The organism is Achromobacter insolitus (genome assembly GCF_002209555.1).
Classification (GTDB): Bacteria; Pseudomonadota; Gammaproteobacteria; order Burkholderiales; family Burkholderiaceae_B; genus Achromobacter; species Achromobacter insolitus.
On record NZ_NJIF01000003.1, the window covers coordinates 799,704 to 819,750 of the forward strand.

Annotated in this window: 23 protein-coding genes; 20 read left to right on the forward strand and 3 right to left on the reverse strand. The window is 64.3% G+C overall.

Going from position 1 to position 20,047, the window contains the following annotated elements:
* Positions 1-14 precede the first annotated feature (14 nt).
* The gene (locus tag CEY08_RS13880) at positions 15-752 is read right to left on the reverse strand and encodes an IclR family transcriptional regulator (protein ID WP_042793310.1); all 738 of its coding nucleotides are present in this window, start codon (positions 750-752) and stop codon (positions 15-17) included.
* Between the two features lie 142 nt (positions 753-894).
* Here CEY08_RS13880 and CEY08_RS13885 point away from each other — a divergent pair, with 142 nt between their 5' ends.
* The 7 genes from CEY08_RS13885 (at position 895) to CEY08_RS13915 (ending at position 6,123) form a co-directional block, all read left to right on the forward strand.
* Positions 895-1,272, forward strand: a complete 378-nt coding sequence (locus tag CEY08_RS13885) for a flagellar protein FlaG (RefSeq protein ID WP_063960956.1) — start codon at positions 895-897, stop codon at positions 1,270-1,272.
* Between the two features lie 142 nt (positions 1,273-1,414).
* Entirely contained in the window at positions 1,415-2,800 is a 1,386-nt protein-coding gene (gene fliD, locus CEY08_RS13890; RefSeq protein ID WP_088607695.1) for a flagellar filament capping protein FliD, read from the forward strand.
* Positions 2,801-2,818: 18 nt separating this feature from the next.
* Positions 2,819-3,247, forward strand: a complete 429-nt coding sequence (fliS, locus tag CEY08_RS13895) for a flagellar export chaperone FliS (protein ID WP_076813078.1) — start codon at positions 2,819-2,821, stop codon at positions 3,245-3,247.
* 46 nt (positions 3,248-3,293) lie between these two features.
* A complete protein-coding gene (locus CEY08_RS13900; protein WP_063640847.1) occupies positions 3,294-3,647 on the forward strand; it encodes a flagellar protein FliT in 354 nt (117 codons plus the stop codon).
* On the forward strand, positions 3,644-4,978 hold the full coding sequence (gene fliK, locus CEY08_RS13905) for a flagellar hook-length control protein FliK (RefSeq protein WP_076813075.1): 1,335 nt from the start codon (positions 3,644-3,646) through the stop codon (positions 4,976-4,978). Before CEY08_RS13900 ends, fliK begins: the two co-directional genes overlap by 4 nt.
* On the forward strand, positions 4,978-5,295 hold the full coding sequence (locus CEY08_RS13910) for an EscU/YscU/HrcU family type III secretion system export apparatus switch protein (RefSeq protein ID WP_063640849.1): 318 nt from the start codon (positions 4,978-4,980) through the stop codon (positions 5,293-5,295). The genes fliK and CEY08_RS13910 overlap by 1 nt, the downstream gene beginning before the upstream one ends.
* Before the next feature lie 24 nt (positions 5,296-5,319).
* Entirely contained in the window at positions 5,320-6,123 is an 804-nt protein-coding gene (locus CEY08_RS13915; protein WP_063960997.1) for a flagellar brake protein, read from the forward strand.
* Between the two features lie 92 nt (positions 6,124-6,215).
* On the opposite strand, the gene fliE is transcribed toward CEY08_RS13915, so the two are convergent.
* Positions 6,216-6,548 (reverse strand): flagellar hook-basal body complex protein FliE, encoded by a 333-nt coding sequence (gene fliE / locus CEY08_RS13920; RefSeq protein WP_063640853.1) that lies wholly within the window; start codon positions 6,546-6,548, stop codon positions 6,216-6,218.
* A 330-nt stretch (positions 6,549-6,878) separates the two neighbouring features.
* Here fliE and fliF point away from each other — a divergent pair, with 330 nt between their 5' ends.
* From fliF to fliR, 13 genes are all read left to right on the forward strand, one after another.
* A complete protein-coding gene (gene fliF, locus CEY08_RS13925) occupies positions 6,879-8,540 on the forward strand; it encodes a flagellar basal-body MS-ring/collar protein FliF (protein ID WP_063640855.1) in 1,662 nt (553 codons plus the stop codon).
* The gene (gene fliG, locus CEY08_RS13930) at positions 8,530-9,540 is read left to right on the forward strand and encodes a flagellar motor switch protein FliG (protein WP_042793301.1); all 1,011 of its coding nucleotides are present in this window, start codon (positions 8,530-8,532) and stop codon (positions 9,538-9,540) included. The genes fliF and fliG overlap by 11 nt, the downstream gene beginning before the upstream one ends.
* Entirely contained in the window at positions 9,533-10,276 is a 744-nt protein-coding gene (gene fliH / locus CEY08_RS13935) for a flagellar assembly protein FliH (protein WP_076813072.1), read from the forward strand. Before fliG ends, fliH begins: the two co-directional genes overlap by 8 nt.
* Complete coding sequence (gene fliI / locus CEY08_RS13940; protein ID WP_076813069.1) at positions 10,273-11,763, forward strand: flagellar protein export ATPase FliI; 1,491 nt, start codon at positions 10,273-10,275, stop codon at positions 11,761-11,763. The genes fliH and fliI overlap by 4 nt, the downstream gene beginning before the upstream one ends.
* Complete coding sequence (gene fliJ / locus CEY08_RS13945) at positions 11,756-12,205, forward strand: flagellar export protein FliJ (RefSeq protein ID WP_063640930.1); 450 nt, start codon at positions 11,756-11,758, stop codon at positions 12,203-12,205. The genes fliI and fliJ overlap by 8 nt, the downstream gene beginning before the upstream one ends.
* 24 nt (positions 12,206-12,229) lie before the next feature.
* Positions 12,230-13,603, forward strand: coding sequence for a flagellar hook-length control protein FliK (locus tag CEY08_RS13950; RefSeq protein WP_076813065.1), 1,374 nt, complete (start codon positions 12,230-12,232; stop codon positions 13,601-13,603).
* Positions 13,604-13,773: 170 nt separating this feature from the next.
* Positions 13,774-14,406 carry a flagellar basal body-associated FliL family protein gene (locus CEY08_RS13955; protein ID WP_076813062.1) on the forward strand — a complete coding sequence of 211 codons (633 nt, stop codon included), beginning with the start codon at positions 13,774-13,776 and terminating at the stop codon, positions 14,404-14,406.
* Positions 14,407-14,408: 2 nt separating this feature from the next.
* Positions 14,409-15,416 (forward strand): flagellar motor switch protein FliM, encoded by a 1,008-nt coding sequence (gene fliM, locus CEY08_RS13960; protein WP_063640865.1) that lies wholly within the window; start codon positions 14,409-14,411, stop codon positions 15,414-15,416.
* Positions 15,409-15,954 (forward strand): flagellar motor switch protein FliN, encoded by a 546-nt coding sequence (gene fliN / locus CEY08_RS13965; protein ID WP_042793296.1) that lies wholly within the window; start codon positions 15,409-15,411, stop codon positions 15,952-15,954. The genes fliM and fliN overlap by 8 nt, the downstream gene beginning before the upstream one ends.
* A gap of 10 nt (positions 15,955-15,964) precedes the next feature.
* A complete protein-coding gene (fliO, locus tag CEY08_RS13970) occupies positions 15,965-16,288 on the forward strand; it encodes a flagellar biosynthetic protein FliO (RefSeq protein WP_042793295.1) in 324 nt (107 codons plus the stop codon).
* Between the two features lie 27 nt (positions 16,289-16,315).
* The gene (gene fliP, locus CEY08_RS13975) at positions 16,316-17,107 is read left to right on the forward strand and encodes a flagellar type III secretion system pore protein FliP (RefSeq protein WP_063640868.1); all 792 of its coding nucleotides are present in this window, start codon (positions 16,316-16,318) and stop codon (positions 17,105-17,107) included.
* 19 nt (positions 17,108-17,126) lie between these two features.
* The gene (gene fliQ / locus CEY08_RS13980; RefSeq protein ID WP_042793294.1) at positions 17,127-17,396 is read left to right on the forward strand and encodes a flagellar biosynthesis protein FliQ; all 270 of its coding nucleotides are present in this window, start codon (positions 17,127-17,129) and stop codon (positions 17,394-17,396) included.
* A 34-nt stretch (positions 17,397-17,430) separates the two neighbouring features.
* Positions 17,431-18,219 carry a flagellar biosynthetic protein FliR gene (fliR, locus tag CEY08_RS13985; protein WP_063640870.1) on the forward strand — a complete coding sequence of 263 codons (789 nt, stop codon included), beginning with the start codon at positions 17,431-17,433 and terminating at the stop codon, positions 18,217-18,219.
* A gap of 72 nt (positions 18,220-18,291) precedes the next feature.
* On the opposite strand, the gene CEY08_RS13990 is transcribed toward fliR, so the two are convergent.
* Positions 18,292-19,887, reverse strand: coding sequence for a methyl-accepting chemotaxis protein (locus tag CEY08_RS13990; RefSeq protein WP_063640872.1), 1,596 nt, complete (start codon positions 19,885-19,887; stop codon positions 18,292-18,294).
* Positions 19,888-20,047 lie beyond the last annotated feature (160 nt).

Here is a 20,047-nt window from a genome sequence, read left to right on the forward strand (position 1 = left end):
GCAAGGCCTGCCTGTCAGGCCTGCTGCTCCAGCGCCGTGCAGGCGGACCGCAGTATCCGCGCATACGTCTCCTGCTGCGGCTCGATCCGATAGATCGGTCCGCCTACTGAAATCGCATAATGTTCGCCGGACAAGGTAACGGGCCAGGCAATCGCTCCCACGTCGGCTATCGATTCCCCGCTATTCATGAACCAACCGCGCTGACGGGACAGATCCAGGTCAGCCAGCAAGGCCTCGCGGGTAACCAAGGTGCGCTCGTTGTGGCGCGTCATGGGCATGCTTGCGAGCATGGCGTCGCGGGCGGGTTCGTCCAGCAGGGATAGCAAGGCTTTTCCCAGTGAATTTGCGTGAACGTCCTTGAATTCGCCAGCAACAGGCGCGTATCTGATGGTATGGGGCGAATCCAGCACATCCAGATAGACCACTCGCCCATCTTGGCTCAGCTTGGCGAAAACAATTGTTTCCCTCGTTGCGTCCCTTAATTCTGCAAGACTGGGATAGACGCGGTCCAACACGGGATCTGCGCGAGCGATGCGCTGGGCCATGGCAAGCAGCCTGCCCGTCGGGTAATAGCCTTGGCGCCGCCCGGTTTCATAGAGATAGCCCAACCCCGTCAGGGTTCGGATCAGCGCCAGGCAACTCGATACCGGCACATCCAGCAAGCGGGCCAGTTCAGATAGAGGGAGCGCGCGCTTTTCGCGGGCATAGGTTTCGATTATTTCGATAACTCGCAGCGCCGTCTTGACACTCATTACCCGATCCGAACTGTTTATCACGTGAAACATTTGGCTCGCCAGCGGCTAAAGTTCCTTGCGGGCCTGCCGTAATGGTAGCTGAGAATTCCCTGAAAACAGCGCGTTCCTCCGAGACGCCCACATCGCCGTTGGAGTGATCATGGCCGTAACCCCGCTAGCCCCCGCCTCGTTTGCACCCGCCCCGGTCGCAGCCGCACCGGTCGCGCCGGACCCCGCCGTGAGCGTCGTGCCCATGGCCGCCGCAACGAACAGCGGAGCTTCGGACAGCGCGACGTCGGACCAATCCGATTCGCAGAAGCTTCCCCTGGACAAGGCTCTGGACGAAATCAACGACCAGATGAAGGCTTGGTCCACGCAACTGAAATTCGAGATTGACCCCAACGTGCACCAAGTCGTGGTGTCTGTGGTGGACGCGACATCGGGTGACGTCATACGCACGATTCCCAGCGAAACGCTACTCAAAATCGCCAAAATGATCGTGAACATGCAAGGCAACGGCATCAAGACCTCAGCCTGATCCGGCCCCGACATGGATTTGGCCAGCAGTTTGTCCCGGCCGACTCCTGGAAGCGCTGAATTAGGCCCGCCTTATGCCCTTACCCGGCCAATCGCCGGCACCGTATTTTTGACAGAATCGCATTGCTAGGAAGGAATTTCACATGGCCTCTATCACCAACCTCGGCTCGACCACCGGACTTCCTCTGGAAGACATCCTCACCAAGCTGCAGGCTGCCGAGGATAAAAAGCTGAGCCTGTACACCAACCGTCAGGCCAGCTACGAGGCCCGCGTAAGCGCCTTTGGCCAGATACAAAGCGCCGTTGAAGCCGTACAGAAAGCCGCTGAAGCGCTGGGCAAAAATTCCGTCCTGGACGCGGTAAAAGCCAACGTCTCGGGCAACGGATTGACCGCGACGGTGGGCACCGATGGCGCCACCATGGGGGAGTACTCCATCAAGGTAAACAAGCTGGCCACCGCCCACACCTTGCAATCCGGGTTGGTTGCAGACCGGAAAGCTTCCAATGGTGCGACCGGCTCGTTCACGATTGAACTGGCCAACGGTGAAACGCGCACCATCGACCTGAAAAACGACACTTCGCTGAACGGCATCGCCAATGCAATCAATAGCGACGACAAGGTCGGAGTACGGGCCAGCATCATCAATGACGGCAGCGGCAATAGCTACCTGATGCTGAGCGCCAAGGACACAGGCGAACAGGCATCGGTGAAGTCGATCACGGTCACCGGCGATCAAAAACTCAAGGACATCCTGAACTACAACACGGACCCGGCCGATCTCAACCCGAAGATGGTGCAGCAGACGGTGCCCGTGGACGCTGAAATCGAGGTCAACGGCATCCCTATCAAGAGCGGCAGCAACAACATTTCCACCGCTATCGATGGCGTAACCCTGAACCTGACGGCCACGACCGAAGCTGGTAAGACAGTCACCCTGAAGCTGGAAAGCGACACCAGTGTGGCCAGCAAGGCGATTCAGGAATTCGTCACTGCATATAACTCGCTGCAAAACACCATTGCCAAGCACACCGCATTCGACGTTGCCGCAGAAACCAACCAGGCTCTTACCGGTGATGCCACAACACGTAGCATCCAGTCCACCATGTCCAATGCCCTGCGCATCGTGACATCGGAAGGGTCGTTGCGCACGTTGGCGGACTTGGGTGTCGCGCTTGATCCGAAAACCGGCACATTGAAAATTGATCAAAAGCAGCTGGACAAGGCTTTGATCGAGAATCCTGCCGACGTCAAACGCATCATGACCTCGACGGATGGACTCACCGCGCAGTTCACGGCAGCCGCGAAAAGCATGTTGGGCGACAACGGCTCAATCAAGATTCGTCAGGAAGGCTTGACCGAATCCATCAAAGATGTCAAGGATCAGCTCACCCGAGCCAAAGCCAGCAGCGACGCCTCCATGGCAACCATGCGCGCCCAGTTCGTTGCGTTGGAAAAGTTCGTGTCTCAGCAAACGGCCACTGCCAACTATCTGACTCAACAATTCGCAGCCCTGAGCAAGTCCAAGTAACCTACAGAAGATGTATCGATGACTTACGCCGCCCGTCGCCCGACCGGATCCTATTCGGTGCGTTCCTACGCCGAGATCGGTCTGGAAACACAAATCCTGGGGGCCAGCCCGGAAAGGCTGATTTCGCTGCTGTACATGGGCGCCCGGGCGGCAATCGGGCAGGCTCGCCTCCACCTGCAGGAAGGCAGGATCACGGAACGGGGCGCAGCCATCTCGAAGGCCATCAAGATTGTCGACGAAGGCTTGAAAACCGGTCTGAACATGGAGGCGGGCGGCGAAATCGCCGCCAACCTCGCCCGCCCGTACGACTACATTGTCCGCACACTGCTGATGGCAAACCTGAAAGCAGATCCGGAAGCGCTCGAAACGGCGGATCGCCTGTTGGCGGATCTGGCCGAGGCCTGGCAGACATCCATTGATCGCCCTGCCGGGGGCGTGCAGCCTTGACGGCACTGCATACGCACCGTCCAGCAATCGAACGCCCGAGATTTCCATGACGTCCACGACCCAGTACACCTCCCCCATCCTGGAACACTACCAGGAGATCGCTCTCATCACGGGAGAAATGCTAGCAGCCGCCCAGGCCGGCGACTGGGATGGAGCGATGGTCCACGGGCAACAATATTGTGAGCTGGTAGAACGCCTGCGCCAGACCGAGCAGTCCGTGCCGCTGGACGAAGCTGGCCGCGCCATGAAGTACGACCTGCTCGTGCGCATTCTTGACAACGACGCACTGACTCGGGATTTGGCACTTCCCCAACTGGCCCGCCTTGGGGACTTGCTGGGACGCATGAAGCGCCAGCAAACCCTGCTGTCCGCCTACGGCTACCAGGCGCCTGAAGAATGAGCGTAGGTCCCGCCGCACTCGGCAATGTCCTGGTGCAGCGGCTGGACGCCGTGCTAGGCACGACAATGTCCGCCGCCAGCGCCAATCAGGTTTCGGGCGCACGGCCTGACGCGGTCAGCCAGCCAGGCAATCTGGAAAAGCCCGGCCCCTCGGACGGATCTACCCGCGACCCACGGCAGGGCATACAGACTGGCGGCGCCCGCGGCGACCGCCAGAATACTGTCGTCGACCCCAAAACAGCTGCAGCACTGGCCTTGGCCGCCCGCGGCTTGGTCACCAGCAGCGACACTACCGCCTCTGCCCCGACGACACTAGGCTCGACTGCGCGCACCATACTCGCGCTGCTGGCCCAGTTCCCGGAAGCCGCGCCCGCGATCCAAGGCCGCGCCCCGCTCTGGGCAGCCAACCCGTCCGCCGGGCAGGTAGCCGCCAGCCCCGGCGCATTGCCGTCGCAAGCCGCCGCCCAGACACCGATGCCGCCCGCCGGACAGGCGCCCGCGCAGGCGCCGGCTCAAACGGCTTCCGCCCTCGCGGCTTCGGTCGCGGCAGCGCTCGACGGCGACGCGCCCACGACAAGTACGAGGCCGGACCGGCCAGCCGGGCACGGCGACAGCGCCAATGCAACAAAGGGAACAGACGCCGCAGCGCAAACGACCCTGGCCGCCGGCGGACCTTCCGCCCGCGCGCTGGGACAGGCTTTGCGCCAAGCCTTGCAAGGCAGCGGCCTGTTCTATGAGTCCCATCTGACGGACATGGTCTTCGGCCGCGCGACGCCGGAACAGCTGCGCAAGGAACCCCAGGCCGCGCTCGGCAAGAATGCCCCCGCCCAGGACGCCACGACTACGCGCCCGCGTGCCGACGCGGCCGCCGGCGGCCGTTCGGGCGCCGACGCCGGCCCCAGCCATGGCGCGTCGGGCGGATCCGCTTCCGCTGCGCCTATCAGCGGCATACATCAGGACCTGACGGTGCTCGTGCGCCAGCAGTTGGACGTGCTGGCCAACCAGGCACTGACCTGGCAAGGCGAAGCCTGGCCCGGCACGCCCATGGAATGGGAGGTCGAGCGCGACCCCTATGGCGGCGATCCCAGTTCGACGGCTTCCACCTGGGCGACGCGCCTGAAGCTGGACCTGCCGCGCCTGGGTCTGGTGGACGCCCGACTGAATCTGGCTGGAGATCAGATCGTCCTGCAGCTCATTGCTCCTCACGCCGCAGCCGAGATCAATGACTCCTCGGACACGTTGCGTTCCCGTTTGCTTGCGGCGGGCCTGACACTCAGCAACCTGACGGTCAGCGTGGTGGAACCGCGCCCCGAAATCCTCGGCGACATCTGATGAACCGCCCTGCTTTGCCCCCCGCATCGGATCCGAATGCCAATCGCAACGCGGCGGTTGCCATTTCCTATGAAGACAAGGACGGAGCTCCCCGCGTCGTTGCCAAGGGCTACGGCCAGCTTGCGGATACCATCGTCCGCGCCGCCCAGGAAAACGGCCTCTACGTTCACGAGTCGCGCGAGCTGGTCGGCCTGCTGATGCAGGTGGACCTGGACGCACATATTCCTCCCCAACTCTATGTAGCGGTGGCAGAATTGCTGGCCTGGCTCTACCGCCTGGAATCGCGCGAGTTCCCTGAACCCGCTACGCCCGCCTGACCCTATTACCTGAGGAAGACCAACGTGTTGGATGCCAGCGACCCGGAGTTCCTGCTGACCCGGCCCGAAGACATGCGATCGGCCCTGTTCGAGCTGACCCACCCTGACAGCCACATCCTGGTGCGCGACGCCGCGGATCGCGAGATGGCGGTCCTGGTACTCGGCGTGGACAAGCGGGCCGGCGAATTCTTCTGGAGGCCTCGCGATTACGCCGGCGCGGACTTCGAGCAGTCCGACTCAATGGGTTTGCTTAGCGGCACCACCTTCCACTTCCATGCCACCGCGTATGGCGGCGTCCAGATCCGCTTTCGCGTGCAGCGGCCTCAGATCATTCATTTCGACGACGGCAGCGCCGCGCTGGTATCGCCTTTCCCGGAACGCCTTGCCCGCATCCAGCGCCGCAAGATGTTCCGCGCCTCCCTGATCGCCGCAGCCAACGTATGCCGCGCAAGCTGGCAGGCCACTCCCGGAGACAAACCCTACTCGTTCACGATACGCGACATCTCGGTTGACGGCGTCGGCCTGCGCGCGGGACTGGCGGTGCCTGCCCTGCCAGAACGCGGTACGGTGATGGAAAACGTGCAACTGGATTTCGGCGACCAAGGCAAGCTCAGCGCCAAGCTGGAAGTGCGCAATGTGTATCCAGTCTCGGGGCAGCCGATGGTGCAATCTTCCAACCCGGACGAACCAGCCCCCAAACATGTTTCGCTCACCGGCGAACCACCCGTCAGCCACCTGGGGGCCGTCTTTTTGAACCTGGACGCGCGCCAGGAGAACTGGCTGCAGCAGGTTGTCTGGCGCCTCGAAAAAGGCGCCCAGCGCAATTGACAGGATATCGAGCGGCCGCGCGTCGAACGCGCTCGGCCTGAACTGGCTTGCGCTTCCGCTCATGGGGAAAGACGCAAGCCATGAAACCTGCGTCAGACGGCCATCGAGGAGATTTCCTTGTAGGCCGCAACCAGCTTGTTGCGCACCTGCACCGCGGTCTGGAAGCCGATACTGGCCTTCTGCATGTCGATCATGACATCGTTGAGGGAAATATCCGGTGCGCCAAGCTCGAAGGCTTTGGCCTGCGCGGTGGCGGCGTTCTGGGCAGCGGTCACGCGGCGAATGGAACGCTGCAGCTCCGCGGCAAAGCCGTCGGGTTGACCGACCATTTCCCCCGCGGCGAGGTTACCCGTCTCCGCCTTGCTTACTACCGCGCGCATTTGCTGAAGCATGCTTTCGATGCCGGACAAGCCTGATACAGCCATTACCTGATTCCTTACTGATGGGATTACGCCAATGTTGGACACAGCGTAACTCCAATGCGGCCGGGCCATAGCCGACAAGAACCGCCAAAAAACCCGACATTTCCTTGAATGCGCGGCCCATCTTTCCGCGGGGGCGGACGCCACGCGCTCCTTGTTGGGGACATAGGAGATAAGTAACGCCAAAAACCGGCTGTTTTCAACGATTGGGATGGACGTCTCAGGGGCAATAATCCACGCTCTCCCCAGACCAGAAGCACGTTGCATGTGTAATCTGCCCTACCCAGACATGAAGTCCCATTTCCAGCTCCGCGTGGCCAGCGGGGGCCGCCAATGAACCAGCAGGCTACCCTGAGTTCGTCGCTGCTGACGAAATTCCCCGTGCTGGAGAAGGTACGCGCGCTGCCCAAGCCCGTCCTGCTGGGCGCGGCGGCGGCGCTCGTCGCAGTCATCGTCGCCGTGGCGATGTGGAGCAGCGAACCCAAGTACAAGGTGTTGTTCTCCAATCTGGACGATCGCGACGGCGGCGCCATCGTGGCGGCTCTGGGAACGATGAACGTCCCCTACCGCTACAACGAGAACGGCACTGCCTTGCTGGTTCCGGCCGACCGCGTCTACGACGCCCGCCTGCAGCTGGCGTCCCAGGGATTGCCGCGCGGCGGCTCCGTCGGCTTCGAGCTGATGGACAACGCACGCTTCGGCGCCAGCCAGTTCACGGAACAGATCAATTACCAGCGCGGCCTGGAAGGTGAACTGGCGCGTTCGATCGAAGCCATGCATACCGTGCAGCATGCCCGCGTGCACTTGGCCATGCCGCGCCAGTCGCTGTTCGTGCGCGAACGCCAAGCGCCCACCGCGTCGGTGCTGCTCAACATGCACCCGGGCCGCAGCCTGAGCGACGCGCAGGTCTCGGCCATTTCGTGGCTGGTGGCCTCAAGCGTCCCCGAACTCACCGCCGAGAACGTCTCCATCGTCGACCAGAACGGCCGTCTGCTGTCGGCGCCGCTCGGTGAAGGTCGCGGCATGGATGCCGACCAGATGCGGTTCGTGCGCGAAATGGAACAGCGCACCGTTGAACGCATTCTTACGATCCTCAACCCGCTGGTGGGCCCGGGCAACGTGCACGCCCAGGCCAGCGCCGACGTCGACTTCGCCCGCCGCGAAGAAACGTCCGAGGTCTACCGCCCGAACCAGGAACCTGGCCAGGCCGCGGTGCGCAGCCAGCAGACCAGCGATTCGACCCAGCGCGGCGTCAATCCCGCCCAAGGCGTGCCCGGCGCGCTGTCCAACCAGGCGCCCGCCAATCCCCAGGCGCCCATCGCCAATCCGCCGCAACCGCAACCGCCCCGTCCCGGCCAGCCGCAACAGCCGGCCAACACCCAACAGCAGACGGGTACGCAGGCTGTCACCGCCAATCTGAATGAACGCCGCGACGCCACCACCAACTACGAGGTGGACCGCACGATCAGCCACATCAAGCAACCGGTGGGTAACCTCAAGCGCCTGTCGGTGGCCGTGGTCGTGAACTACATCCGCGACAAGGACGGCGAACTGCAACCCCTGCCGCCTGAAGAGCTGAACAAACTGACCAATCTGGTCCGTGAAGCCATGGGTTACTCCGAAACCCGCGGCGATTCGCTGAACCTGGTCAACAGTCAGTTCAACGATGGTCCGCCGCCGGTGCCGATGTGGCGCGATCCGGAAATGATCTCGCTGTTCAAGACGATCCTGGCCTGGCTGGTCGGTGGCGTGCTGGCGCTGTGGCTGTATCGCATGCTGCGCCGCACGGTTGGCGACTACCTCTACCCGCCGGTTGACCCCGAACAGGCTGAAGCCGAACGTCTGGAGGCCGCACGCGAGGCCCAGGACGCGGCCCGCGCCAAGGAAGTGGATCGCTACCAGGACAACCTGGAACGCGCCCGCACGATGGCCAGCAAGGATCCGCGCGCCGTCGCCATGGTTCTGCGCACTTGGATGAGCAAAGATGAAAAATGATTCCACTCCGCTGGACGGCATGACGCGCAGCGCCGTCTTGATGATGTCGCTGGGCGAGGACGCCGCGGCCGAGGTCTTCAAGTACCTCAGCGCGCGTGAAGTCCAGCAGGTAGGCGCCGCCATGGCCAGCCTGAAACAGGTCACGCGCAGCGACGTGGCCGTGGTACTGGAAGAATTCCGCCAGGAAGCCGACCAGTTCATGGCCGTCACGCTAGGCTCGGACGACTACATCCGCACGGTGCTGACCAAGGCCCTGGGCAGCGACCGCGCAGCAGGCCTGATCGAAGACATCCTGGAAGCCGGCGAAGGCGGCAGCGGCATCGACGCGCTGAACTGGCTGGATCCGAACACCGTCGCCGAACTGATCGGCGACGAACATCCGCAGATCATCGCCACCATCCTGGTTCATCTGGAGCGCGACCGCGCTGCCGGCGTGCTGGCGCTCCTGACGGATCGCCTGCGCAACGACGTAATGCTGCGCATCGCCACCTTCGGCGGCGTGCAGCCTGCGGCGCTGTCCGAACTCACCGAGGTGCTGAATTCGGTCCTGGCCGGCCAGGGCGCCAAGCGCAGCAAGATGGGCGGCGTGCGCACGGCGGCGGAGATCCTGAACATGATGAACTCCGCCCAGGAAGAGACCGTCGTCGCCAGCCTGCGCGAACGCGACAACGATCTGGCGCAGAAGATCATCGACGAGATGTTCGTGTTCGACAACCTGCTGGACGTCGAGGATCGCGCCATTCAGCTCATCCTCAAGGAAATCGACAACGACACGCTCATGGTCGCGCTCAAGGGCGCTCCGGAAGAGCTGCGCGCCAAGTTCCTGCGCAACATGTCCAGCCGTGCCGCCGAAATGCTGCGCGAAGACCTGGATGCGCAAGGTCCCATCCGCATGTCGAAGGTCGAGACCGAGCAGAAGAAGATCCTGCAGATCGCCCGCCGTCTGGCGGAAAGCGGCCAGATCGTCCTGGGCAACCAGGGGGACGACACGTATGTCTGAGATGGACAGCGGGGCCACGACGCTCATCTCGCGCAGCGCCGCCTGGCGGCGCTGGCAGATGCTGTCGTTCGACGAGCCCGCGCCCGTCGAGGTGGAACCCGAGCCCGAACCCGACCCGGGTCCGGACCCCGAGGTGGTCTTGGCCCAGCTGCGTGCGCAGGCGCTTGCCGAAGGCCGCGAGGAAGGTCACGCGCTGGGCCATGCCGCCGGCCTGGAAGCCGGCCAGCAGGCGGGCTACGAAGCCGGCCTCGCCGCGGGGCGCGAGCAAGGCTATGCGGAAGGTTTGGCCCAGGCCCGGGAACAGGGCGCGGCGGAAGCACAGCACCTCCATGCGCTGGTCGAGGCTTGCGCCACGTCGCTCGCGTCGCTCGAGGAAAAAATTGGTCAGGGCCTGCTCACGCTGGCTCTGGACATCGCCCAGCAAGTCGTGCGTACCACCCTCGCCGAACAGCCTGACACGGTAGTCAGCGCCGTGCGCGAAGTCCTGCACATCAATCCGACCGCTGGCGGCCAGATGCGCCTGTGGGCAAATCCCGCGGACATCGAACTCATCCGCCTGCATCTGGCGGACGAACTCAAGGAAGGCCATTGGCGCGTCCTCGCAGACGAGTCCATCGCACGTGGCGGCTGCCGCGCCGAAACACCTTTCGGTGACATCGACGCCACCTTGCAGACACGCTGGCGCCGGGTAGCGGCTTCGCTGGGACGCAACGTCTCCTGGGAGGAGCCGGTGTGAGCGCCAATCCGGCTTCCACCCTGCTCGGCCAGGCAACCGCAAACGCTGCCGCCGTTCCGGTCATCGACCGTTGGCAGACGCAGTTGCAGATCGGTTCGATCCGCGCGGCGTCCACCGATCCCTGGTTGGTCAGCGGCAAGATCACCCGCGCAACCGGCCTCGTGCTGCATGCCACCGGCCTGCGCCTGCCCGTGGGCGCTGCGGCCCGCATCGAGATCGCACGCGGCCATGATCATTGGGCGGATGCCGAAGTCGTGGGCTTCGACGGCCATACGCTCTATCTGATGCCCCAGGCCGATATCTCAGGCCTGCCGCCCGGCGCTCGCGTCGTACCTGGCGAACCGCCCGTCCAACGCCAGATTCCGCTGCCGCGCAAAGCCGAATTGAACGGCAACGCCAAACCGCAGCTGGGCCGCCACCTGCCGGTGGGCAATGCCTTGTTGGGCCGGGTGCTGGATGGCGCCGGACGCCCACTGGACGGATTGGGCCCGCTCACGGGCGCCGAACTCGCTCCCCTGTCCGCCCAGCCGATCAATCCCCTGTCTCGCGCGCCCATCGATACGGTGCTGGACACGGGCGTGCGCGCCATCAACGGCCTGTTGACCGTCGGCCGCGGCCAGCGCATGGGCCTGTTCGCCGGTTCCGGCGTGGGCAAGAGCGTGCTGCTGGGCATGATGGCCCGCTATACCAAGGCCGACGTCATCGTCGTCGGCCTCATCGGCGAACGCGGCCGGGAAGTCAAGGAATTCATAGAGCATAACCTCGGCCCCGAGGGTCTGGGGCGCTCGGTCGTGGTAGCCGCGCCCGCCGACGTCTCCGCGCTGCTGCGCTTGCAAGGCGCCGCCTACGCGACGCGACTCGCCGAGCACTTCCGCGACCAGGGCCTGGACGTGCTGCTCATCATGGACTCGCTTACCCGCTACGCCATGGCGCAACGTGAAATCGCGTTGGCGATCGGCGAGCCACCCGCGACCAAAGGCTATCCGCCATCGGTCTTCGCCAAGCTGCCCACCCTGGTCGAGCGCGCCGGCATGGGCGCGCCCGGGCCTTCCGGCAAGGCGGGCTCCATCACCGCGTTCTACACCGTGCTGGCCGAAGGCGATGACCAGCAGGATCCCATCGCCGACTCGGCGCGCGCCATCCTGGACGGCCACGTCGTTCTGTCGCGCCACTTGGCCGAAGCGGGCCATTACCCCGCCATCGACATCGAGGCATCGATCTCGCGGGCAATGACCTCGCTGATCACGCCGGAACAGTTTGCCGTGGTGCGCCGCTTCAAGCAAAGCCTGTCGCGATACCAGCGCAACCGTGACCTGATCGCCGTGGGCGCCTACGCAGCGGGCAATGACCCGCAGCTGGACGATGCCATCGCCCGCTATCCGCGCCTGGAAGCCTTCCTGCAACAGGACATCGGCGAGAACGTCGGCTATGAAGCCGCCGTCAGCCAGCTGCGCGCCAGTTTTGAATTGAGGGATGCATATGCCTAGCCAATTGCCGTTGGACATGCTGATCAACCTGGCCAAGGAGAGCACCGACGAGGCAGCGCGCCTGCTTGGCAGGCTCAGCGCCGAACGCACCAATGCCGAGCGCCAGTTGTCCATGCTGCACGACTACCGCCAGGACTACCTGGAACGGCTGCAGCAGGCGATGACTACCGGCATGTCGGCCAGCGACTGCCATAACTACCAGCGCTTCATCAGCACGCTGGACGACGCCATCAGCCAGCAACAAGGCGTGTTGCGCCAGGCGGACGACAACCTCGCGAAAGGCCGCCTCTACTGGCAACAGGAGAAGCGCAAACTCAACTCCTACGACGCCCTGGCGCAGCGCGAACTGCGCGCCCAGGCCGTTGTGGAGTCCCGTCGCGAACAGCGCGCCAACGACGAATATTCCGCCCGTCTGGTCCAGCGCCAGACCGGCATGCACTAAGCAATACCTCACAGGAAGCCCCAGATGAACGCTCCCCTGCCCTTGCCTTCGATCGCGCCCGCGGCGCCGTCGTCGATCACCGATGCGCTCGGCGCCAAGTCCTCATCCGCGAGCAAGAAAGGCCCCGCCTTCTCCGACGTGCTGGCCCAACAACGTCCTGCGCAGCAGCGCCCCGGCCCGGCCGCCGACTCGAGGCCGGCCAAGAACGGCGCCAAGACGCCTGCCGGCGGCAAGAATGCCGGCGAGCCCGCCGCCCGCGCCGAAGGCGCTGCGGCAAACGGCATCGACGAGGCCGTGAAAAGCGCCGCACAAGCAGAAGCCGGCGCCCTGGCTGTCGCAGCCGCGCAGCCCAATGCCGCCTTGCCGCAGCAAGCCCTGGAAATTGCCGCCCAGGCCGCCGAACAGGTTCAGATAGCGCGTGGCAACGCCGCGGCTGCCGCAGCCGCGATGAGCAGCGGAGCCGCTGTCCTGACCACCGCACTGAACGCTGCGGACCTTGCTCCCGCAGCCTCCGGTGCGCAGACAGCAGGAGCCGGCGCCGTGACCGCGCCACAGGCCGAAGCAGCCGCTGCGCTTGCTGCCCGCGACGCGGAAATTGCCGTGCCGGTCATTACCGCGGCTGCCAAGCCTGGCAACACCGCGCCCGCACAAGCGCCGGCTCAGGCCCCCGCTGCCCCTGCCAAGACCGCAACGCCGCGCCTCACCGCCGAAGCCGCACTTCCCCGCCCCGCACACGATGCGCGGGCAGAATCGGGCCAGCCCGCCTTGCCTGAGCATGCCGACGAGGCGACCGCCCACGCCCTGACCAACGCCGAACAACAATTCCAGGCGCAGCAACATGGCGGCTCCGTCCAAGACAATCTGGCCCAGGCGCTGGCCGCTGCCGGCCAGCGCGCGGTCTCCGTTCCCGCGGCAAACCAGGCTGCCATCGCCGCGCCTGTCGTGCCGGTGGTTCTGCAGGTCGCCACCCCTGTTGGCGGAACGCATTGGGGTACCGAACTCGGTCAGCAGGTCGTAATGATGAGCCACGGCGCGCGTCAAGGCATGCAAACCGCCGAACTGCGCCTGGACCCGCCAGACCTGGGCCCGTTGCGAGTCAGCCTGAATCTCTCGGACGGCGTGGCCAGCGCCTCCTTTGTGTCCGCCCACGCCTCGGTACGCCAGGCGATTGAAACCGCGATCCCGCAGCTGCAACAGGCGCTGGCCCAGGCCGGCATTTCCCTGGGCCAGACCAGTGTGGGCGAGCAGGCCGCCCAGCAGGAATTCGCACAACAGCATGGCGGCGGATCGCAGCGCCATGCCGGCGGAGGTCAGGCAGGCGCCGACAACGTCGCCGAAGCACCCGCCACCGTGGCGGTTGCGCGCAACGCCAATGCACTGGTGGACACCTTCGCCTGACAAACATGCGCATTGTCCGCGGCCACGGCTGCGGGCGGTGCAGCAATAGCTTGAGATACGCGGCTTTCGCCCTGTTTTTCGCCTCCAAGCGGGGGCGGCATTTGGGGCAGAATGCTTTCATCCACTAAGAACCCGTTTTCATCAGCGGCAAAACACGCATCGACACCGAGATGGCGACTTCCAAACCTTCACCCATGCCTGCGCGCGCAGCCTCCAACCGCTCCGGCATGGGCCGCATTCTTCGTCCCTTGCTGGCGATCCTGGTCCTGCTCATCGTTGCCGCGGCCAGCGCCGGCGCAACCTGGTTCATTACCCAACGCATGCAGCCGCAGCAAGGCGGCGCGCCCGTGCAACTCGGCGTCGGCCAAGTACCGCCCGGCCAAGCGGGCCAGCCTGGGGTGCCTGGACAACCCGACCAGGCGGGACAAGGCCCTCAAGCAACTCCCACCACATTCGTCGCGCCTCCTGCTGGCCCGGTAGCCGTGCCTGCCCCCATCTTCGTACCGATCGAGCCCTTTACCGTCACTTTGCAGAACCCGGATACCGAGCGGATCATGCACGTGGGCCTGACGCTGCGCGTCAGCGACGAGCAAACCCGCACGCGTCTTGAAAAGTACATGCCTGAAGTGCGCAGCCGGATCCTGATGGTTCTGTCTTCGCAGTCGCCTACCGGCGTGCAGACGCAACAGGGCAAGACCGAAATGGCCGCCGCCATCAAGCAGGCCGTCAATCGCCCGTTCGCGCCCCTGCCGGACGGCCAGTATGTCACCGACGTACTGTACACGGCGTTCGTGGTGCAATAAGCATGGCCTACGAGGCATTTCTTTCGCAGGACGAGGTTGATGCGCTGTTGGCGGGCGTCACCGGCGAAAGCGACAGCAAAGCAGCAGCCGCGGACCAGAACGCCGGCGCCCGCGCCTACGACCTGAGTTCTCCGGACCGGGTCGTGCGGCGCCGCATGCAGACGCTGGAGCTGATCAACGAGCGTTTCGCGCGCCACATGCGCAACGTGCTCTTGAATTTCATGCGCCGCAGCGCCGACATCACGGTGGGCTCGATCAAGATCCAGAAGTACGCGGACTTCGAACGCAACCTGCCGGTGCCGAGCAATCTGAACATGATTCAGATGAAGCCCTTGCGCGGCACGGCCCTCTTCACCTATGACCCGAACCTGGTGTTCCTGGTCATCGACAGCCTGTTCGGTGGCGATGGCCGTTACCATACGCGCGTCGAGGGCCGCGACTTCACCACGACCGAGCAGCGCATCATCCGGCGCCTGCTGAATCTGACCCTGGAAAGCTACGGCAAATCCTGGGACCCCGTCTATCCGATCGAATTCGAGTACGTGCGCTCGGAGATGCACACCAAGTTCGCCAGTATCACCGGCAACAATGAAGTAGTGGTCGTCACCTCCTTCCACATCGAGTTCGGCGCGACCGGCGGCGACCTGAATATCTGCCTGCCCTACTCCATGATCGAGCCGGTGCGCGACCTGCTGACGCGTCCGCTGCAAGAGACCACGCTTGAAGAGGTGGACCAGCGCTGGGCGCAGCAGCTCTCCCGCCAGGTCCGCAGCGCCGACATCGACGTGGTTGCGGAGTTTGCCCGCATTCCTTCTTCCATCCGCGAGCTGATGCGCCTGAAGGTGGGCGACGTCCTGCCCGTGACCGTACCCGAAACCATAATTGCCAGTGTGGACGGCGTGCCGCTGATGGAGTGCGGCTACGGCGTCTTCAACGGCCAGTACGCCCTGCGCGTACAGAACATGTTTACCCACGATACAGAATCCAACGAGGCCTCTGACCATGACTGACAAGAACGAGCCTGGTACCGGCTCGTCCCCGGCCGACGACTGGGCCGACGCGCTCGCCGAACAATCCCGCGCCAATCCGCCCACCCAGGCCGATGGCCTGAAACCCCAGGATGACTGGGCCGCCGCCATGGCTGAGCAGACAGCCGCGGCCGCTCCCGCCGCCGAGCCCGCCGCTCCCGCGCCAGCGCCTGCCCCATCCGCCGCCCCCGCCGCCCAACCTGCGGCCCAGTCCGTGTTCAAGCCCCTGGCTGGCACGGCAGGCGGAGCCGGCGCCGACATCGACCTGATCATGGACGTGCCCGTCCAGTTGACGGTTGAACTGGGCCGCACCCGCCTGACCATCAAGAACCTGCTCCAGCTGGGCCAAGGTTCCGTGGTCGAACTCGACGGTCTGGCGGGTGAGCCGATGGACATTTTCGTCAACGGCTACCTGATCGCGCAGGGCGAGGTCGTGGTCGTGGAAGACAAGTATGGCATCCGTCTGACGGACATCATCACGCCTTCCGAGCGGATCAACCGCTTGAACAACCGCCGCTGATGCAAGCGCCATGAACGAGTCCGCCCTACTGCGCGTCATCGTTGGCCTGGTCCTGGTCCTGGCTGCCATTCTGGCCGCGGCCTGGCTGGCTCGCCGCGCGGGGCTGACGCAACGCGGCGGCGGTCATCTGCTGCGGCAGGTGGCCAGCCTGCCTATTGGCCCGCGCCAGAGCATCGTCGTGGTGGAAGTCGAAAACACCTGGCTGGTGGTGGGCGTCAGCCCGAACCAGCTCAACACTCTGCATACCCTGCCCGCCGGCCAACTGCCGGAGGCTTCGACCTTGCCCGCCGCCGCCTTCGCGGCCAAGCTGGGCCAGGCGCTCAAGCGCCGCTAGCGGCGCAGCGCCCTCCAAGCGACACCCATGAGTTTGCCCACAAGCACGACACCCGTCCGCGCCCGGTCCGGCGCGCTGCGCCTGCTCGGCGCCGCTGCCCTGCTGGGGCTGGCCTTGTTCCCCGCAGGTGTCGTCGCCCAGGCCACCTTGCCAGCCCTGACCGCGACACCCGGTCCAAACGGCTCCGAAACCTATTCGCTCAGCATGCAGACCCTGCTGCTGATGACGTCGCTGTCGTTCCTGCCCGCCGCGTTGCTGATGATGACCGGCTTCACCCGCATCATCATCGTGCTCGGCCTACTGCGCAACGCCATGGGAACGGCCATGTCGCCGCCCAATCACGTGCTGATCGGCCTGGCGCTGTTCCTGACCTTCTATACGATGTCGCCGGTGTTCGACAAGATCTACGCCGACGCCTACAAGCCGCTGTCCGAAGGCACCATCCAGTTCGAAACCGCAGTGGAACGCGCCGCGGGGCCTCTGCGCACCTTCATGCTGCACCAGACGCGCGAGAACGATCTGTCACTGTTCGCCAACCTGGCCAAACAGCCGGCTCTGGAAGACCCCTCCCAGGTGCCGCTGCGCATCCTGGTGCCGGCCTTCATCACCAGCGAACTCAAAACCGCTTTCCAGATCGGCTTCACCATTTTCATCCCCTTCCTCATCATCGACCTGGTGGTCGCCAGCGTGCTGATGGCGTTGGGCATGATGATGGTCCCGCCGGTGACGGTGGCCTTGCCCTTCAAGCTCATGCTTTTCGTGCTGGCCGATGGCTGGAATCTGCTTATGGGCTCGCTGGCCCAGAGCTTCTACCAATAATTCCTGGAGGAGAATCGCCATGACCGCCGAAACCGTCATGACCATGACCTACCAGGCGATGAAGATCGTCCTGGCGATGGCCGGGCCGCTGTTGCTCATCACGTTGGTGGTAGGCTTGGTCATCAGTATTTTTCAGGCCGCCACGCAGATCAACGAAATGACGCTGTCGTTCATTCCGAAGCTGCTGGCCATGTGCGGCGTGCTGGTGCTGCTCGGCCCCTGGCTCATCGGCATCATGGTCGACTACATCCGGCAGCTGATCGGCCAGATCCCCATGCTGGTGTCCTGAGCGGCGGCCGCCGCCGGACGCTGGGCCCTCCCCCATGATCGCCTTTACGCTCGAACAGCTCAACGGCTGGATCGGCCAGTTTCTCTGGCCGTTCGTGCGCATCCTGGCGCTGGTGGCCACGGCGCCGCTCTTTTCCGAATCGCTGATTCCAGTCAAGGTCAAGGTCGGCCTTTCCTTTGTCCTGGCGGTAGCCATCAGCCCCGCGCTGGACCCGGTCCCCCCGATCGCGCCCGGATCATTTGCCGGCTTGTGGATGGTAATGCAGCAGGTGCTCATCGGCATCGCAATGGGCTTCACAATGCGTTTGGTCTTCGCCGCCGTCCAGACCGCCGGCGAATTCGTGGGCCTGCAGATGGGCCTGTCGTTCGCCTCGTTCTTCGACCCCAGCTCGGGCGCCAATACCGCGGTGCTGTCCCGTCTGTTCAATATCATCGCAATGCTGACTTTTCTGGCATTGGACGGCCATCTGCTGGTGCTTGCCGCGCTGGTCCGCTCGTTCGACACGCTGCCCGTTGCAATGATCCAACTGCATCAGAACGGTTGGGGCGTGGTGGTGGAATGGGGCAAGACCGTCTTCGTATCGGGTTTGCTGCTGGCGCTGCCGCTGATATGCGCGCTGCTCACGATCAACCTGGCCATGGGCATCCTTAACCGTGCGGCACAGCAGCTTTCCGTGTTCTCTATCGGCTTTCCGGTGACACTCATCGTGGGCGTCACGATTCTGGCCGTCGTGCTGCCTCATTCCGGCCCCTTCCTGGAATCGCTGTTCGAGTCAGGCCTTACCGCCATGAGCCGCGTCGCGGACGCCCTGGCGGGAAAGTAAGTCCAGGGCACCGGCCCCAAAGCAACGCAGGCACCCCGAGGGTGCCTGACATCGCCGCGCATCAATCCGTTGTTACTGCTGTCCGGTAAGGCGGAAAACGCGGATAGTCTCGCGCAAGGCGCTGGATTGATTGCCCAGCTGCATCACGGCACCACCAAGATCCTGGACCAGTGCGGTGTTCTGCACCGTCATTACGTCCATCTGCGACACCGCCGTATCCACCTGCTCGATACCGCTGGACTGCTCCTGCGACGCCTGGGAGATCTCGCCGATGATGTCGGTCACGCGGTGTACCGCGGCGACGATATCCTGCATCGTGGCGCCGGCTTGCTCGGCCTGTTGGGACCCTTCGGTGACACGCTCCACGGAGTCCTCGATCAAGCCCTTGATCTCCTTGGCCGCCTGGGCGCTCTTCTGCGCCAGGCTGCGCACCTCGCCCGCCACCACCGCAAAGCCCTTGCCGGATTCCCCGGCCCGGGCGGCCTCGACCGCGGCATTGAGGGCGAGAATATTGGTCTGGAAAGCGATGCCTTCGATGATGCTTACGATGTCGGCAATTTTGCGCGAACTGTCGGAAATGCCGTGCATGGTGTTTACCACCTGACCCACAGCGACACCGCCCCGGCGGGCCACGTCCATGCTGCTGGCGGCCAACTGGTTGGCCTGACGCGCATTGTCCGCGTTCTGCCGCACCGTAGAGGTCAACTGCTCCATACTGGCCGCAGTCTGTTGCAGCGATGCCGCCTGGCCTTCTGTGCGGCCCGCCAGTTCCTGATTGCCACGCGCAATATGCGCTGCGGCATGAGTCGTGCCTTCGATGCCCCGATACACGTCCTGCGCGATGCCGATCAGGCTCTTGCGCATGACTTCCAGCGAGAACTTCAGGCTCCCGATTTCATCGTCCGAATCCGCCACGATCTGAGTGGTCAGGTTCCCGGCAGCGACCTGGCGCGCCATGTTGGCGGCATCCACCATGGGATCCAGCAACGAACGGGACAGGCGCCAACCCGAGCCGAAGATGGCGAGAATGCCCAGTGCGATCGCCGCGCAGCCGACGCTCGCGCCCACGGTGCTCAGGTCTGCCCAATTTGCCCTCAGGCCATAAACGCCCGCGCCAGCCATGATCGCGGACGATAGCAGTGCTTGCCGCAACATACGGCTGCGAACGGTGCGCCGGAAAGGAAACGCCAGCGCATCAAGGCAGCGGCGCCAGCCGGCGCGCACGGGACGGCCGCGTTGGATACGCACGCCCCGGGCCTTACCCTCGCGTATGCGCGCGTACAGCTCCTCCGCCATTTCGATCTGCTCTTCCGAGGGACGCACCCGCACCGAAGAGTAGGCTACGACCTCGCCGTTCTCGACGATCGGGGTCGCATTGGCCAGCACCCAATAAAATCCGCCGTCCTTGCGCCGGTTTTTTACCAACCCCAGCCACGATTCGCCGGCCTGCAGCGTCTCCCAGAGGTCTTCGTAGGCCTCGGGCGGCATGTCGGGATGGCGCACGATATTGTGCGGCTTGCCGATGAGTTCTTCACGGGAAAAGCCGCTGACCTCGACGAAAGCCGGATTCGCATAGACGATCCGGCCCTTGGTATCGGTACGCGAAATCAGGTACTGATCCTCGCGCAGCTTGGTTTCTACATTATGGACGGGTAGGTTGACGCGCACAGCTTGCCTCCGGCTACAGCATTTCGAGCAGCGAACGAATGTCGACGAGCAAACCGGATCTGACGCCCCGCTTAGACGTGTTCCCCCGCCAGGTTCATCGGACGCCGAGGGCCGCGTGGCCTCTCCCGCCTTCGAACACTGTTCACCGCCCTTTTTCAGA